A 16929-nucleotide genomic window follows, 5' to 3' on the forward strand; every position below is an offset into this window, starting at 1 on the left:
CTGCTGCCCATAATCTATTCTTAGCATTAGTGTTTTTTTCACTATACTTAAATAAGCGCAATATCAACAAGTGGGTATTAATATGAGTTATAGAAACTGGCCTATTGCCAAACAGATTGGTGCACTGGCATTTTTGCTATCACTGTGTGTTTTTAGTATCGTTGGTGTTTCTTCCTATATGGTCGCCACCGCGATTTTCACCGATAAAAGTGAATCAGCCATTGAATCTGAAACCCATCAAATCGTTAACTTACTCGAACTGCAATACAACAGTCTGCTGGCAATAGCATCAAAAAACGCCGATGTTTTTAAAACCATGTACCCAGGTGACTTTCAGCTCTCAAATGAAAGAGTAACTGTGGTTAATCAGCAAGTGCCAGTACTATTACACAATAATGAAGCCGTAAATAATGACATGGCAGTCGTTGATCAGTATGCGGCACTCACACGAGGCAATGCTACTGTGTTCGTCAGAGATGGCGATGATTTTTTCCGTATTGCGACTTCTTTAAAAAAATCGGACGGTCAACGAGCTGTAGGCACTTACTTAGGTAAAAAGCACCCTGGCTATCAAACCTTAATGGCAGGTGATACCTATCAAGGCTATGCCCAATTGTTTGGCAATGAATATATGACTGTGTATAAGCCAATTATGAATAACGCTAACAGAGTCATTGGTATTCTTTATATCGGTTTTAATATTAACGATTCAATGCGCTCTTTAAGGAAAACGGTCAATGCATTAGTTATGGAAGAAACAGGCCACGTGGCTATTTTTAATAATGCCAATAACACGGTTATTGTTGCCAAAAATGCAGAACCTAATGTAGAAGTGTCAAGTAGTTTACTTGAAGGGCTAACACCAGAACAAGTACACATGCATGCCCCATTGTTCTATACAAATACCGCAGGTAAGGCGATGTTTTCTTATAGCGAGCCAATTAAAGGCTGGAACTGGACCATACTCTCACGAGTAAATGCAAATGAACTAGCTGATGAAAGTATTCAGCTAATGACTGTCAATGCCATAGCATCTGTTGTTGGTATTGCTATGATAACGGCACTACTTTCATGGGTACTCGTGAAAACCCTCAAACCATTAAAGCAACTCACTAAAACAGTGGATAGACTGGGTAATGGCGACTTATCTGAGCAACTATCGGGCTCAGATAGACATAGTAACAATGAAGTTGATCAAATCACCGTCAGTGTCAGTGCTATGGCTGAAGAATTACGTAAGCTTATTTTTGCCCTGCAATCATCCATGGTACAACTTGAATCCCACGCAGTAAAAAGTCAAACCGAAGCGCAAACCAATGGTCAAGAAGCTCATGAAATGATGGCGCAAACAGCACAAATCGCCACTGCGATTGAGCAAATGTCATGTTCAATTAAAGATGTTGCAAACAACGCCAATGAAGGTGCTGAACGCACTGGACAAGTAGATAAAGATGCACAATCGGGCCGCTCACAGCTTAATCAAGTGATCGAAGATTTAATGCAACTTAGTGAACAACTCAATAGTAGCCATCAAGCGGTTGAACAAGTTAATTTGGCGAGTAATGAAATCAGTAAAGTCACTGAAGTGATTAATGCGATTGCAGAGCAAACTAACTTATTAGCGCTAAATGCAGCAATTGAAGCAGCCCGTGCTGGTGAGCAAGGTCGCGGTTTTGCCGTGGTCGCCGATGAAGTTAGAACACTAGCCCAACGAACGCAAAAATCTATTGTTGAAATTAGTAACACCATAGAGCAATTACAGAATCAAGTTAGTACGGCAACACGGCAAATGCAGCAAAGTCAGCAACTAGGAATTAAGTCAGCAAATGAAGGTAAACAAACTGGAGAACAACTTAACTTGATCACCGCAAGCATCGGTGATTTAACCCGTTCTTCCAGTAATATAGCCGAAGCAACCGAGCAACAAAGTACCGTTGCTAATGAGATCACGCAAAACTTACACTTGATAAGCCAACTGGCCAAAGATGCTGAATCAAGAACAGAAGGAACAATTTATTCCGCTGATGAGTTGATTCAATTAGCAAATAAAATAAAACAGCAAATCAGCTTCTTTAAAGTTAAATAAACATACCAATGGCTACTTGTCATCTAAGTTCATGACGAGTAGTCCTGACCACTTTACAGCAATGAAGGCTGTGTTTTGTTGTTTAAGACGCCATGTAATACTAATGCTTTTTTAGCTTTTCATATGTTATACCAATCGTGTTAAGTTGTTTTCTCAGATTGAAGCGCTCATTTCCTCTCATTGTCTTCTCTTTGTGTAAAATGGTTTTGTAAGCGAGTGGCTTGCCACCGCGAAAGATTTAAGTGATTTATTCACAAAGAGGTTAAGAGCCGCTTCGCTTAAAGAGTTAGATCATCAATTAAATATGAGGAGTGCAAACACGGCTAATCTTCAAGCGTTCCTAAAATATCTTCCATCGCAGCCTGTGGCGGTAAGCCCATCTGCATTTTCAACTGCCCAGCTTGGTTATGATAAAAAGTCGCAGGTGTTGCTCTTGCCCCCATAGCAGACATGATCTGATGATTTGGCTCTAAGTTCTTCAGGTATTGTTGCTAAAGATTTTAAGGAATTAAAAGTTATGCCACTTTCAAACTTGTTAAATTCTCCCTCCGGGTTATCTGAACCAAGAATCGCAGCAACTAAATGAAATGGCACTAAAAATATTAAAAAAGCGAACTTATTCATAAAGCTACCTTATTTTTTGGATATTGTAATTGAGGCTCGCCTGCGACAACTCACCCATATGGCTCTCCACCAGCCCACCTTGGGCATCATAAAACAATGTGGTGGGTAAGCCTGCTGAGCCTGACTCTCGACTGACCCTACTGGCAGGATCAAGAAACATATTCTGTAATGCCAACTGCTCAGAGTTAATGAACTGACGAACGGTTGCTTTACTCTCTCCTTGGTTTAAAAATATAAACACTACGTCGTCAGCGTATTTCTGTTGTGCACTTGCTAATACAGGCATTTCTCTGCGACACGGGGGACACCATGAGGCCCAAAAGTTAATGACTACAGGTTGACCTTTATAATCTGTTAAATCAATTTCTTGGCCCTGCATATTATGAACTTTGGCGCTGGGTAGCTCGATGCCCGTTTGATAGATTGCCAAACTAAAGGTCGGAATCGCCATCCCTAAAGCCGCTAACATCGCAGAAATAAAATAAACCTTGATGAGTTGCTTGTTCTTACGCGCATAAAATAGCAGCACGACACCACCACTCAGCCAACCATAAAAAGCGACAAAGCCACCATCGCTAATATTTATAATTTGCCATAAGTTAGCCTGGTAGGATTGCCACATTGTGATCACAAAAGCCACCCGTGCAGCGAAAAAGCCCACTATAATCGCCCTAGATACAGCGTCTAAGATTGCTTTTTGTTGAGGATTCTTGCGTGTTTGCAAATAGGTAAAACTCCAAAAAGCAAACAAGCCAACGAAAATAATTAACAGTGATAAGGGGATCACTAATGGCCCTAAAGAAATACTTAGCATTTATTTTATAATCCAATTGCGTATTGCCAGCCACTATAACTCACTTAGATTAAGTCAATATTAAGAATATAAATTATCAATCCTTTACTTGTTTTAGCTATTCATAGCGAGTTACTCTACTCACTTACGCGATTAACCATGCCGCTTTTCATTCATCATTAGTGACAATGCGAGCAAAATAATTTCACGCATAAAAGTAGGTAAAAATGTTCGTATTACTGGTTGAAGATGATGACATTATTGCCGATGCAATTAGCACGTTTTTAGCAAATGAAGGCATTGCATTAGAACATGTAAGGTCTATCAGCGGCGCTAAAAACATTATTGCTGCAAGTCAGTTTGATATAGCAATACTTGATTTAAATTTACCAGATGGCAATGGACTCAATTGGTTAACCTGGTTACGTAAACAACAAAACGCTTTACCTGTATTAGTACTTACGGCCAGTAACACCATTGACGACAAAGTCGCGGGCCTAAAAAGTGGCGCAGATGACTATTTAGTTAAGCCGTTTGATCTAAGAGAATTGCTTGCCCGTTTATACAGTTTACAAAGACGAGCCAATGATCGATTAACAAATATACTCTCCCATGGACAGTTAAATTATGACCTTGAGCAACATAAGGCTCAGCTTAACGGTGAACATATAAGTCTCTCGCGCAGTGAGGATTTACTGTTAAAAACCCTGCTCAATAATCCGCAACGAATTTTATCGGAAAACCAATTAAAAAATGTACTGTATGGCACCTACGACGACGTATCTAGTAATGCATTGAATGTGCATATATTCAACTTGCGTAAAAAATTCGGTTCAAAAGCAATTGAAACAATCCGCAATTTTGGTTTTCGTTTAGGTCCCGCAGAGCAGTTTAAATAATGAGCTTACGCATACGTCTAACAATTTTAGTTGCCATCGTATTTATTGCCTTTTGGCTTATTGTCAGTATCTGGATGGTAGCGGGTTTAAATAATAAGCTAGAAAACAGCTTTGATAAACGTCTTGAATCCACCGCAATGATGCTGAGTAACATTTTAAGGCATGTCCCCCATGATTCACTTAAAGCTGGTGTACCAAACATAATTACAGAAAATGAAATTGGCACTGAAAAAGGGCTAACATGCCAAATTAGCTCTTTGCATGGTGCTATTCTTACCACCAGTAACAGTGGGCCTTTCCCAAATAACAACGCTTTTAGTGCTGGTTTCGATTATCTCACTAGCAACAACGCTCGTTGGCGGACATTTACTTTAATTACCAAGCAACGCAAGATCACCATAGCAGACAAGGTATCAGAGCGGCAGTCACTTTATTATGATTTATTAAAAAGCATACTTATTCCACCTACTCTGGCAATTTTCATTACGTTGGCGCTACTTTGGTTTGCCATTGGTAAAGGTATCCAACCCATAATGCAACTTACCACAGCCCTAAAAAAGCGCGGAAGTAATGATCTAGCCCCCATAGAGCTCACACAACCTTCCAAAGAATTGCAGCCACTGCTTGATAGCCAAAATGCCCTCATGGCGCGTTTAGAGCAAACCATAAAACGTGAAAAGCAATTTACCAGTAATGCTGCACATGAGCTGCGTACACCATTGGCAGGCATTTTATCGCAAACCCAAATTGCGCACTTGAGCACCGGCGATAAACAGCTACACGCGTTAGAACAGGTAGAATTAAGCTGCAAAAAATTAACGGCTATATTGGATAACTTACTTTTATTAGCCAATATTGATGCTGCGCCATTAATGCGCAGTAAAGAAAGTTACTCTATTGAGGCATTACTTAAAAGCATCATTCAAGAGCTCGCACCTAACGAAGAGCGCGTAGCTTATATGATACAAAGTGACGAATATACATCGGCGCTGCCACCTATGCTACTGGCTATTGTTGGTAAGAATCTGCTTGATAACGCGCTCAAATACAGCAAAAAAAATACACCGATTATTATTATCAGTGAAGTCACAGACGAGCATATTAGTCTTAGAGTTAGGAATGAAGCCACACTGCCAGCTGCGGATGTGCCATTAATGACAACTCGTTTTTGGCGAAAAGGAAATGCGCAAGGCGCAGGTCTAGGTTTATCCATCGTAGATACAATCGCGCAAAGTTATCATGGCTCGATAAAACTTCAGCAGCAAGATGAAATATTTACAGCCGAATTTACCATCCCTGCAGCTTAGCCCTCTAAATCATTAATATATGGCCCAATACAGACCGGCCATATACTAACCACTCGTATTAGCTTATTACTGACATCACTAACCAAATAGTGTAACCAATATAAGCGAGTAATAGCGCTGCGCCTTCAACTCGGTTGATCCGTCCCTGCCGACGAAAACCATATGCCATCATCAATAACGCAACCATCATTGCCATCATTACCAGCCAATCACGTGACAACACTTCGGGAGCGACTGAGGTTATCGGTGTGATCAGGCCTGCAATGCCCACAACAGCTAGAATATTAAACATATTTGAGCCAACCACATTACCAATTGCAATGTCATGCTCTCCTTTTCGCACCGCTATTATTGATGCCGCCAATTCCGGTAATGAAGTGCCCAATGCAACAATAGTCAACCCAATAACTAAGTCACTCACGCCCAAACTTTGGGCTATACTTACAGAGCCCCACACCAGTATTCGCGAACTAATAACCAATATAATAAGCCCAAATATAAGCCAGAAAATGGCTTTTCCTAATGTCATTTCGTGACTATGTAATGCTTGCTCAGTATCAGTTTCTAATGAGTCACCTTTATTACTCATTGCCGAATAAATACTCCATGCGATTAAAACAAAAAAGCCTATCAGTAAGAGCATTGCATCAAAGCGTTCCAAAGCGCCATTCCACAGTAAAGCCCCAAAAAAAAGCCCGATAATCAACAACAGAGGGAGCTCTTTACGGACAATTTTAGAGTGCACAACAATAGGCGCAATTAGTGCTGTAACACCAAGGATCAGCCCTGTATTAACGATATTTGAACCCAGCGCATTGCCTAGTGCTAAATCAGGATTCCCATCAACTGCCGCCATTGCCGACACCACCATTTCAGGTGCTGATGTACCAAACCCGACAATTACCATACCAATAAGCAGCGAAGGCATACCAGCATACTTAGCCGTAGCCGCTGCGCCATCAACAAATCTATCGGCGCTCCAGACTAACAATATAAAACCACCTAAAATAGCCAAGCTGGCGAGGATCATGATGATTCCTTAAGTAAAAAATAATGGTTAGCTACACCAGCAATAAATCGCATTAAGCGACATAGTAAACAAGCATAACCGTTTTAACACTAAACCTTTATCCGAGTTAATATTAACCAGTGACTATAATATCGCAAAGAGATTTGTGCTGATGCTAATGCGATAATTGGTGTGGAATAAGTAAACCTGAAAAATCTAGTCTGGACCACGCGAACAAAAAAGCAAACACTGTCAGTAAATACAATGCAGATACAATTTAAGGGGGTTTTTTTGCCTGCTTATTCCTTGTCTGTCTGGTTGTCAAAGTTTATAGCATAAACAAAAAAGCCACTACCTAAGTTAAGTAGTGGCTTGGTGAGAGTCGAACATGTTTCTTGACTAGTTAACCTAAGCTCAGGTTAGTTAGGCTCACGGAGGTGGAAAATTTGGCACTTGTTACCTAAATCAGGTTGTTGCGCAAAATTAGTTTTATCTGCAAGGCCACAATCACTTAAGCCTAGTGCTTGCTTTGTATAGCGATTGATCAACATCACGCCGCCACCTGCAACAGGAGCAATGCGCCATTGTGCTGTTTTAGTTTCGCACGAAGCCATTTCAACATTAGCACCGGGTACTAAGGCATTGTTTGCCACCGCAGCGCAGTAATCGCTATCAAGGTCTTGTTTTAAAGCAACGTAACCTGTGTCTGTTGGTGCAAAGAACCATTGCTGGGCATCGCTATGAGTAAACGCTTGTTGCTCAACATTAGTGCCTGCTTTAACAGTACCTGCAACGCTCAACGCTTTACCACTTTGTTGGCTCATTACCGCGACACTGCCTACAGGCTGTAATTGCCAGTCACCACAGGCCGTATCTTTGCCTTGTTGTAACACGGCTTGATTTTGTGCAGCTGAACACCCTGCTACGGCTAATGGTTTTTCAGTGTAGCGATTCGTGATAGTGACATTACCATCAGTGCTTGGGGCTACTTGCCATTGCTGACAGAAGTTATTACGCCAAGCAGCAGATTGTGTTTTCGCATTATCTGCATCACTACAATTAGCTAGTTCTAAAAACTTGCTATCTTCACGGTTTGCTAAGCGGACAAAGCCATCTGTAGTGGCATCAATAACCCATTGACCATTGGTTGCAGCACATTGACGTTGTACGGCACGGGCATCTTGAGGATCGGCTGCAATGTCTAAACACAAACCGCTAGTTGCATTTACGAGGTTATAACGCTGACCTTGAACACGAGTAACCAGTGGTCCGTATTCGCCTGATGGCGGAGCTACTTCAACACCCGGTGTTACAGGTTTTGCAAAGTTTGGCGTGCCATCATCATGCCAAGTAAATTTTTGCGCACGTAAAGAACGTGTGGCACTACAACCATGTTCTACTGAGTCATTACCGTGATATACCAGCCAATCTTCACTGCCATCTGGAGAAGTGAAGAAACCATTGTGACCAGGGCCAAATACTTCAGTGGTACGTTCAAATACTGGTTGATCAAACTTTTTCCAGCTGTTTGCATCAAGCGGATCATCACCAACAAGTTCTAACATCCCTAACTTATAATCTGGCGTGTTACAAAAGCTTGCTGAGTAAGTCATAAACGTGCGACCGTTATGCTGCAGAATTTCAGCACCTTCAGTTACCTTACGTCCGCTGATCTCCCAATCAAGTTCAGGACGTGTGATCACAGTATGTGGCGTGCCTTTTTTCAGTGTCCATGGGTTTTCCATTTCAGCAATAATATTAAGCTGTTGATCGCCCTGCCACTGTGAATAAATAACATAGAGTTTATCTTTGTAGCTTAAATAGTTACCATCAATATTCCATACGTCAGGCATGAGCGCGCCTTTGTACTCATACGGGCCCATTGGGTCGTCACCAGCACTTTCTAATACATTAAGATGTTGGTTATCTAATGTGCCATCAGTGCCGGCTGTGTACATCATGTACCAACGGTAGCCATCAGGGCCTTTAACACGATGAAATTCGAACGCCCAAAAGTTACAACAGCGAGCAGGATCGGTTGCTGACCATACATTTACTGGGGTTGCATCGGCAAGTCCGGCTAACGTCGGTGACTTACGCATCACCAATTCAGATGTCCATGTTGTTGTAGTCAGGTAATAGTTACCATCCCAGTACTCAAGCCATGGATCGGCACCATTTGGGAACAGTGGATTAGTGAACACGCCATCGTCTTGCGTGGGTGCTTTGGCGCTCGTAGTTAGTGCCTTATCAGCTGTTTTTTGTGTGCCTGCGCTAGTTGTAGATCCACAACCACTAAGCGAGCTTAAAGACAAAGCAAATAAGCCTACAAGGCCAGTTGCTTTAGCTGTACGCTTTAACTTAGTTCGCAAGTGATGTTGTACATTCATTGTTGTTATCACCCTTAGTTATTATAACAAACCCACTATTGGGGTTTAATTTTATAGAAAGCTGTTTTGAGTCGAGCTGTTGCGTCTCAACTTCTGTTAATTTTTTACCTGCGCTTAGCAGCTGTGCTGAGTTAAAGTTGCTAAAACTTAACTCAATATCTAGCGTAATAGCTTTATCTTCAGCATTGATCCCTGCTATATACCAGTTGCAACCACGGCGCCTTGCCATTACCACATGCTTACCAGGGCTGCCTTGCAATAGCCGTGTTTCGTCCCATACTGTTGGCAACGATTGTAAATAGGTTTTAACTGGTGCTGACACCTTTGCCATTTGCTCAGGGGTCGTAACTAAGTGCTGAACCCCAGAGGTAAATAAAATCGGCAACGCGAGCTGAAAGGCATTATTGGTTTTGCGTTCAATATTAGGAATATCGCCAAGTACCATAGGTGTAAAATCCATTGGATCAAACACGTTACGAGTAAACACTAAGGTGGCGGCATGTTGTGCTTCTTTATCAGCAAAAGCTTGGAAGAAACTGATCATCTCAAAACCCTTTACGGCTTCGGAGGTCATTAAATTAGGATACGTTCGCTGTAGCCCCCGTGGTAAGGTGGTGCCATGAAAATTGACCATTAACTGATACGCTGCGGCGTCTTGCAATATTGCTTCGTAATACGCCATCACCGATGAGCCATCACCTGGGAAGAAGTCAACTTTAATGCCTTTAATCCCTAAAGCTTGCAGTTTAGTAAAATGTTTTATGCGATCAGCGCGAGTCAGTAATGCACTTTTAGGCGAGTAAACAGTATTATTCCAAGCTCCTGATGAGTTATACCAAACCCATAAATCAACATTTTTTTGCTTAGCATAAGTTGCCAACTGCTGGATTTTATCCCAACCTATTTTTTGATCCCAATCCGCATCAATCAATACATATTGCCAATGCATATCTGCTGCATAATCAATAAACTGCTTTTGCACAGGGAAGGTTGTAAAGTCATCTTTTAGTAAGCCCCAGCTCCATGCAGCGATGCCGGGTTTAATAAAATCAGTATTGCTTAATTGATTAGGGCGAGCGATATCAGTACCCAGAGTCGATTGCGTAATAGTTTGCAATGAGCCTATCGTTAATATGCGCCACGGCGATAATAATGGCAAAGTATGCTCAGGTAAGTAGCCACCGTTGCTGATAACTTCACGGGCATCTGGAAAACGTACCTGAAACTGCCCTTCGCTATTATTCGTTAAATTGGTACCACTGTAGTAATCAGCACCACCGGCCTCAGATACTAAAATATACTGTTGGTGGTGTTTAAATAACGCAGGATAAACCCAGCCATTATTGGTTACCGCTGGTGTATTCAATGGCGCTGCTTGTAAATATTCTTCTTCATAAGAAGGGTTAGTATTCATCCAGCCAGATTGTGCTTCGGCCTTAGGCTGCAACCACGCAACTGTTTCAGCTGGAAAGTTAAACCCTGTTTGTTCACTCATTACCACACGTGTATCTGTGGTTTCGCCGGCTAACTCATAGCGAAAAGCAACCCCATCATTACTGACTTGAAAGCGAATATTCAGTGCTTGGTCTTGCTGATTAGTCACGCTAACAACCGTGCTGTTAGCATGGTAATCAACCAACTGCTGCTTACCAGTAAAAAGCTGGTAGCTGTCATTTACTGTGGGCTGTTTTAAAACTGCGGCTAAGCTCAATCGCTTAGTAAAGTCGGTATTATTAAGCGTGATACCTAATAAAGAAGGCTCAATGACCTTATCGCTACGTGACTGTACTTGATAACTTAGCTGCCCTTGCTCATCTAAATCAACCAATAAAGTTAACTGCTGATCCGGGCTGCGAATGGTCGCAACCTCAGTCGCTTGCGCCGCAGTTGTTATCACTAAGGCTGCAAACAGCAGCCCTATTTGATTAACAACGTGCATTACTTAGTACCAAACTCATACACGATACGAGTTGAGTAAACCTCACCAGGGAGCAGTGTCGTGCTTGGGAATGTTGGCTGATTAGGCGCGTCTGGGAAGTGCTGTGGCTCTAAACAAAAACCACTTCTTAATTTATGCACTAAACCCGAGGCTTGTTTACTGCTGCCATCTAAAAAGTTGCCTGAGTAAAACTGTACCGCGGGCTCTTCTGTATACACAGTCAAGGTACGCCCTGAGCTTGGTTCATACACATTAGCAGCTTCAATCAAATCATGATTAGGCTTGTTTTTAAGCACAAAGTTATGGTCATAACCTTTGCCAAGCTTGAGCTGCTCATCATCGATATTAATATCTTTGCCAATCGCTTTTGGATTTCTAAAATCAAACGGCGTACCCGCCACTTGCATCAACTCACCCGTTGGGATCAAACCGCCATCAACTGGGGTAATTGCATTTGAGTTAATTTGCATTTGGTGATCAAGAATATCGCCCTTACCGGCTAAGTTAAAATAACTATGCTGGGTCATATTAATGATGGTGGGCTTATTAGTTTTTGCCACAAATTGCATATCTAGGGTATTTTTGTTGGTCAGTGTGTAGGTAACTTGTGTTGTAAGCTCGCCAGGGTAACCTTGGTCGCCATCAGGGCTCACTAAACTGAGTGTGACACCCGCACTGTTTTCTGTACTAAATGGCACCATGGTCCAGACTTTCTTATCAAAGCCCTGTACACCACCGTGCAAGTGATTATCACCGTCATTTGTGGCTAACTGATAGTCGGTGCCATTTAAGCTAAATTTACCATTGGCAATACGGTTACCAAAGCGGCCAATGATCGCGCCAAAGTAAGTGGTTGCATTGGTATAATCTTCTAAGTTATCCAAGCCTAAAACAATGTTACCCATATTGCCATTGCTGTCTGGCGTTTCGATGCGCGTTATGATGCCACCATAATTGATCACATCAACGCTCACACCATTACTATTGGTTAGCGTTACTTGGTTGATCGGAGTTTGATCTGCAAGCTTGCCATAAGCGTGCAGTAATGCAGAAGGTGAATTGCTCATATTGTCTCCTTGGTGAGCACACGCGGGGGTTAAGGCAATTGAAAAGGACACTGCCACTGCAAAGATACCGCGAGAGAATTTTTTAATAGATGCTGACGACTGATGAACCGCTGTTAGGCGCTGAGTTACACATTGCAATGACATACCAATAACCTTTTTATAATTGTATTTATACTTTTATAATACAATACAGTAGTCAATTGCAAATTTATTCGCTTAAGTTTTTAGTTGTATTTTGCCGTTTTTAACTAAAATACAGTCCATACCTGCCGCCGCCGCTGCCTGATAACCTATTTGCGTGTCTTCAAACACCACACAATGATTTGGCTGTATACCAATTTGTTTGGCAACCGTTAAAAAGGTTTCTGGGTGTGGTTTACCGTGACGAACATCACTGGCCGTGACTAGCGCATCAATTTTATCGATTAGCCCGGTATGAGTTAAATGATCAATGGCATGCTCGCGGTCTGCACCAGTACCTACACCAATTGGCATTTTGCCATGGTAATAATTTAATATATCGACTGTCTCAGTAATGATTTCTGGTTGCTGGTTTAAACCTAACCAAAATTGGTGTTTTTGCTGCGCAATTTCATCCGCATTATGGCTAAGGCCAAATTTTTCATTGAGAATATCAACGGTTGCAAGCGTTGGCACGCCACCTAAACCATACATGTAGTCGTAGTCAAACGGATAGCCAAAAGCTTGGCAGGTCAGCTCCCACGCTTGCAAATGTGCGCCCATCGAATCGATTAGCGTACCATCCATATCAAAAATAATGCCTTGGTATTTTGTTAGACTTAGCATTGTTACTCCTAAAATTAAAAGCCCACAATAGCATAAGCCAGCGCTAGGCTGGCTTATGAAAACAACATATTATTGTCTACTTGCGCTATAAAATTATAAGCCGCGCTTTAGCATGTAATACGCTGCATTATGGCGTAGTTCTGTTTTGAAACCACGGATGTTGGTATCAGCATCGATGATCATGGTTTCAACGCCAGCCATTTCAGCAAAATCAACAATCATATCTGTAGTTACCGCTTGGCTGTATGCAGTGTGGTGTGCACCACCAGCATGGATCCACGCAGCAGACGCTACTGAAAGGTTTGGCTTTGGTTCCCACAATGCTGACGCCACTGGTAAGTGTGGTAATTCAGCCGGTGGTGTTACCGTGTCTACTTCGTTAATTAAGATGCGGAAACGGTTACCCATATCAATTGGTGAAACGTTAATTGCCGCACCAGCTTTAGCAGTAAACAATAAACGACCTACATCACATTTCACACCAATTGTATGAGTGTGAACTTCTAGACGCGGTTTTTGCGCTGCAATTGATGGACACACTTCTAACATGTGAGCACCCAATACTTGGTCAGTATCACCCATGTTATAGGTGTAGTCTTCCATAAATGAACAACCGCCTTCACGGCCTTCACCCATTACTTTCATGATGCGAACCATAGCAGCTGTTTTCCAGTCGCCCTCGCCACCATAGCCGTAACCTTTCGCCATTAAGCGCTGCGTTGCAAGGCCCGGTAAACCTGATAAACCTGATAAATCTTCAAAACAGTTAGTGAATGCTTTAAAACCACCTTTTTCTAAAAAGCGCTCCATACCAAGCTCTAAACGTGCTTCGTTGCGTAGCATCGATACTTTGTAATCATCTTGCAGCGTTTCATCGCTAATCACATAGTCAGTTTTGTATACTTCAAGCTGTGCATCTACTTCGGCATCAGTGACGGTATCAACAACTTTAACTAGCTCCGCTACGCCAAAGGCATGTACTTCATAACCAAACGTGATTTGTGCTGATACTTTGTTACCTTCAGTAACCGCAACTTGACGCATGTTATCGCCAAAACGTGCCACTTTAAGTGTTTGGCTTTCAGCCCAACCTTTAGCAGCGCGACACCAATCATCAATTTGCTTTTGTACGTCAGCGCGTTGCCAATGACCTGCAACCACTTTACGCTCTTTACGCATCACTGTGCCGATAAAACCAAATTCACGGTCACCGTGGGCACTTTGGTGGGTATTCATGTAGTTCATATCAATATCAGCCCACGGTAGCGCGGCATTGAATTGCGTATGAAGGTGTAACCATGGTTTACGTAACTCGTTTAATCCAGCAATCCACATTTTCGCAGGTGAGAACGTATGCATCCATAATACTAAACCCACACAGTTAGGATCGGTGTTGGCTGCTTGGCACACGGCATGAATTTCTTCAGGCGTTTTCACCGTTGGCTTACACACTAAGTTAACTGGTAAATTAGCTTCGCTATTTAAACCAGCCACAATTGCAGCGCTATTATCTGCAACGGTATTTAACACTTTTGGGCCATATAAATGTTGTGACCCAGTTACAAACCAAACTTCTTTCATTGACGACGGCATATATAAATTCCTCTTGTACTTGTTAGCCACGGTTACTTTGGCCGTAGTAGGCATCTTTACCGTGTTTTCTTAAATAATGTTTATCCATCACAGACTTCTTAAGTGCACCGGCATTTTGATCTAAGGTGCGAGTTAAGTAAGCCATGCGAGCAATTTCTTCTAGTAGTGCAGCGTGATACACAGACTGCGCAGCATCTTTACCCCAAGTAAACGGTGCATGTCCTGCCACAATCACCATAGGTGCCGCTTTCGGATCACGGTCTTTATAAGCATCGGTAATTTGAATACCGGTCTCAAGCTCATAATCACCATTTACTTGCGCATCAGTAAGCTCGCGGGTGCAGGTAATGTCACCGTGCACATAATCAGCGTGTGTAGTACCAAAACAAGGAATGCTCTGCTTTGCTTGTGCCCATGCAGTGGCATACGTTGAATGAGTATGCGTTACGCCACCAATGTCATTAAAATGACGATACAAATGAATATGGGTTTTGGTATCCGAAGACGGCCGCATGCTGCCCTCAACGATGTTGTTTTCTAAATCAACAATCACCATGTCTTCTGCTTTCATTTGGTCATACGATACACCACTTGGTTTAATCGCAATCACGCCTTTGTCGCGGTCGATTTGCGATACATTACCAAAGGTATAAATCACCAAACCACGACGTTGTAATTCCATATTTGCTTCGAATACTTCGCGCTTTAATTCTGTGTAGCTCATGCTTTTGCTCCATCAACATACTGTGCTAACGCTTGATAGTTAGCATAGAGTTCGTTATAAACCGCAACCCGCTCTGGGTTAGGTAAATACTGATGACATACAGCAGAAGCCATAACTTGCTGAGCATCCGCCACTGTTGCAAATTCACCCGCTGCCACAGCAGCCATAATTGCAGCACCAAGCGCACAGCTTTGCTCGCTTTCAAGTACGTCAATTGGGCAGTTCCATACATCAGCACAGGTTTGCATTACGTAATCAGATTTTTTCGAAATACCGCCAATCACAACCACTGACTCAATCGGTACGCCTTCACTTTGAAAACGCTCAGTAATGGCGCGTGCGCCAAAGGCCGTCGCCTCAACTAATGCTTTAAAGAACTGCGGCGCATCAGTGCCCATTTTCATGCCCGTCATGGCCATTGCTACGCTTTGATCAGCATCAGGAGTGCGACGACCGTTGACCCAGTCAAGTGCCGTTACATCGGTATTTTTAACCGGTAACGCACTGGCAGCTTTTGATAAATCAACTAAAATTGAGTCTTCAATTTTGTTGATCAAGCTTTGTTCAACGTCGTTTAAATTTGTTAATTGGCGAGTCGGCCATAACATCAGGTTTTTAAACCATGCATATAAATCACCAAACGCAGATTGACCCGCTTCAAGGCCAATCATGCCTGGAATAACCGAGCCATCAACCTGACCACAGATACCTTTTACACAGGTATCGCCAAGTTGTTGTTTTGAAGTAACGGTAATATCACAGGTAGAAGTACCCATTACTTTAGTCAGTACGCCTGGGCGCACATTAGCGGCAACTGCGCCCATGTGACAGTCAAAAGCACCGTAACCAACAACGACGCTCTGCGGTAAACCCAGTTTCTCAGCCCATTGCGCGGTTAGTTTACCCGCGACTTGGTCGCTTGGTTGAGTTGTTGCATTAAGCGTATCAACCACACCATCTAATAATGGGTCAATTTTGCTGAAGAAACTATTTGGTGGGAAACCACCCCATTGCTCATTCCACATTTGTTTGTGGCCTGTAGCACAACGACCCAGCGTTAATACTTCAGGGTGTGTGGTGCCGCACATTAATGCCGTCATCCAGTCACAATGCTCTACCCACGAGTAAGTAGCGGCTTTTACAGCGGCGTCATCTCTGAAGATATGCAGTGCTTTAGCCCAGTACCATTCTGATGAATAGATACCGCCCATATGTGAAAGATAATTAACCTCGTTATTGGTCGCGGCTTTGGTGATCTCATTCGCTTCTTTAATCGACGTATGGTCTTTCCAAAGAATGAACATAGCATTTGGATTTTCAGCAAATTCTTCCGTCAGCGCTAAAGGTGTGCCTTGGCTATTAATCGCCACTGGCGTTGAACCTGTGGTGTCAAAGCTCATACCAACAACGTTATCTGCAGTACCTGCTGGCACTTGTTGCCATAGACCATTTACAACCTCAATTAAGCTGTCGATATAATCTTGTGGGTGCTGGCGAAACTGGTCTTTACTCGGATCACAATATAAGCCTTGTGCCCAACGCGGATAATTTACTAAATGGCTAGCCAGCTCTTTACCTGTGGTAACATCAACAAGCAGTGCTCTTACTGAATCAGAGCCATAATCTAAGCCCAATGTATAACGAGACATAAATACCTTTCACTAATTGGATACTAACAATGTTAGTCATTA

The 16929-nt window shown here is 42.5% G+C and carries 13 protein-coding genes; 3 read left to right on the top strand and 10 right to left on the bottom strand.

Annotation, left to right across the window (positions count from 1 at the left end):
• The first annotated feature begins 82 nt into the window (after positions 1–82).
• Positions 83–2086 carry a methyl-accepting chemotaxis protein gene (locus tag A7968_RS03550; RefSeq protein ID WP_064665175.1) on the top strand — a complete coding sequence of 668 codons (2004 nt, stop codon included), beginning with the start codon at positions 83–85 and terminating at the stop codon, positions 2084–2086.
• Positions 2087–2409: 323 nt separating this feature from the next.
• Here the strand turns inward: A7968_RS03550 and A7968_RS23680 are convergent, their stop codons facing one another.
• Positions 2410–2538 carry a hypothetical protein gene (locus tag A7968_RS23680; protein WP_264373507.1) on the bottom strand — a complete coding sequence of 43 codons (129 nt, stop codon included), beginning with the start codon at positions 2536–2538 and terminating at the stop codon, positions 2410–2412.
• A gap of 176 nt (positions 2539–2714) precedes the next feature.
• Entirely contained in the window at positions 2715–3524 is an 810-nt protein-coding gene (locus tag A7968_RS03555; RefSeq protein ID WP_064665176.1) for a TlpA disulfide reductase family protein, read from the bottom strand.
• Positions 3525–3730: 206 nt separating this feature from the next.
• Between A7968_RS03555 and A7968_RS03560 the strand changes: the two genes are divergently transcribed.
• Entirely contained in the window at positions 3731–4402 is a 672-nt protein-coding gene (locus A7968_RS03560; RefSeq protein WP_064665177.1) for a response regulator transcription factor, read from the top strand.
• Positions 4402–5709 (top strand): ATP-binding protein, encoded by a 1308-nt coding sequence (locus A7968_RS03565; protein ID WP_064665178.1) that lies wholly within the window; start codon positions 4402–4404, stop codon positions 5707–5709. The genes A7968_RS03560 and A7968_RS03565 overlap by 1 nt, the downstream gene beginning before the upstream one ends.
• 58 nt (positions 5710–5767) lie before the next feature.
• Here the strand turns inward: A7968_RS03565 and A7968_RS03570 are convergent, their stop codons facing one another.
• The 8 genes from A7968_RS03570 to A7968_RS03605 form a co-directional block, all read right to left on the bottom strand.
• Positions 5768–6739 (bottom strand): calcium/sodium antiporter, encoded by a 972-nt coding sequence (locus A7968_RS03570; protein ID WP_064665179.1) that lies wholly within the window; start codon positions 6737–6739, stop codon positions 5768–5770.
• 398 nt (positions 6740–7137) lie between these two features.
• The gene (locus A7968_RS03575) at positions 7138–9108 is read right to left on the bottom strand and encodes a family 43 glycosylhydrolase (protein ID WP_064665180.1); all 1971 of its coding nucleotides are present in this window, start codon (positions 9106–9108) and stop codon (positions 7138–7140) included.
• Positions 9080–11047 (bottom strand): glycoside hydrolase family 97 protein, encoded by a 1968-nt coding sequence (locus A7968_RS03580; RefSeq protein WP_064665181.1) that lies wholly within the window; start codon positions 11045–11047, stop codon positions 9080–9082. The genes A7968_RS03575 and A7968_RS03580 overlap by 29 nt, the downstream gene beginning before the upstream one ends.
• Entirely contained in the window at positions 11047–12114 is a 1068-nt protein-coding gene (locus A7968_RS03585) for an aldose epimerase family protein (protein WP_225736544.1), read from the bottom strand. The genes A7968_RS03580 and A7968_RS03585 overlap by 1 nt, the downstream gene beginning before the upstream one ends.
• Before the next feature lie 216 nt (positions 12115–12330).
• Positions 12331–12921 (bottom strand): HAD family hydrolase, encoded by a 591-nt coding sequence (locus A7968_RS03590; RefSeq protein WP_064665183.1) that lies wholly within the window; start codon positions 12919–12921, stop codon positions 12331–12333.
• A gap of 93 nt (positions 12922–13014) precedes the next feature.
• Positions 13015–14514 (bottom strand): L-arabinose isomerase, encoded by a 1500-nt coding sequence (araA, locus tag A7968_RS03595; RefSeq protein ID WP_064665184.1) that lies wholly within the window; start codon positions 14512–14514, stop codon positions 13015–13017.
• A 22-nt stretch (positions 14515–14536) separates the two neighbouring features.
• Positions 14537–15238 carry an L-ribulose-5-phosphate 4-epimerase gene (locus tag A7968_RS03600; protein ID WP_064665185.1) on the bottom strand — a complete coding sequence of 234 codons (702 nt, stop codon included), beginning with the start codon at positions 15236–15238 and terminating at the stop codon, positions 14537–14539.
• A complete protein-coding gene (locus A7968_RS03605; protein ID WP_064665186.1) occupies positions 15235–16887 on the bottom strand; it encodes a ribulokinase in 1653 nt (550 codons plus the stop codon). The genes A7968_RS03600 and A7968_RS03605 overlap by 4 nt, the downstream gene beginning before the upstream one ends.
• Between the last annotated feature and the right edge of the window lie 42 nt (positions 16888–16929).

Source organism: Pseudoalteromonas prydzensis (assembly GCF_001661495.1).
Classification (GTDB): Bacteria; Pseudomonadota; Gammaproteobacteria; order Enterobacterales; family Alteromonadaceae; genus Pseudoalteromonas; species Pseudoalteromonas prydzensis.